At 65.7% G+C, this 1,030-nt stretch carries 1 protein-coding gene; it reads left to right on the forward strand.

The annotated features are described in order from the left end of the window. On the forward strand, nucleotides 1-1,030 hold a 1,030-nt coding region (gene ispG, locus ACIBAE_RS29655), incomplete at both ends, for a flavodoxin-dependent (E)-4-hydroxy-3-methylbut-2-enyl-diphosphate synthase (RefSeq protein ID WP_399291493.1).

Genomic DNA, 1,030 nt, shown 5'->3' on the forward strand with positions numbered 1-1,030 from the left:
ATCCAGGTCGGGTCGGTGGCGGTCGGTGGGGATGCGCCGGTTTCGGTGCAGTCGATGACGACGACGCGTACGTCCGATATCGGGGCGACGTTGCAGCAGATCGCGGAGCTGACGGCGTCGGGTTGTCAGATCGTGCGGGTGGCGTGTCCGACGCAGGATGACGCGGACGCGTTGGCGGTGATCGCGCGGAAGTCGCAGATTCCGGTGATCGCGGATATTCATTTCCAGCCGAAGTATGTGTTCGCGGCGATTGACGCGGGTTGTGCCGCGGTGCGGGTGAATCCGGGGAACATCAAGCAGTTCGACGACAAGGTCAAGGAGATCGCGAAGGCGGCGGGTGCGGCGGGGACGCCGATCCGGATCGGTGTGAACGCGGGTTCTCTGGACGCGCGGCTCCTGCGGAAGTACGGGAAGGCGACTCCGGAGGCGCTGGTGGAGTCGGCGCTGTGGGAGGCGTCGTTGTTCGAGGAGCACGGGTTCCGGGACATCAAGATCTCGGTGAAGCACAACGATCCGGTGGTGATGGTCAACGCGTACCGGCAGCTGGCGGCGCGGTGTGACTATCCGCTGCATTTGGGGGTGACCGAGGCGGGTCCGGCGTTCCAGGGCACGATCAAGTCGGCGGTCGCGTTCGGTGCGCTGTTGTCGGAGGGGATCGGGGACACGATCCGGGTCTCGCTGTCGGCTCCGCCGGCGGAGGAGGTCAAGGTCGGGTTGCAGATCCTGGAGTCGCTGAATCTGAAGCAGCGGCGTCTGGAGATCGTGTCCTGCCCGTCGTGCGGGCGGGCTCAGGTGGATGTGTACAAGCTCGCGGACGAGGTGACGGCGGGTCTGGAGGGTATGGAGGTCCCGCTGCGGGTGGCGGTGATGGGCTGTGTGGTGAACGGTCCGGGTGAGGCGCGGGAGGCCGATCTCGGGGTGGCGTCCGGCAACGGCAAGGGTCAGATCTTCGTCAAGGGCGAGATCATCAAGACCGTCCCGGAGTCGAAGATCGTGGAGACCCTCATCGAAGAGGCGATGAAGATCGCCG

Origin of the sequence: Streptomyces sp. NPDC051569 (assembly GCF_044454085.1) — a bacterium.
Taxonomy (GTDB): Bacteria; Actinomycetota; Actinomycetes; order Streptomycetales; family Streptomycetaceae; genus Streptomyces.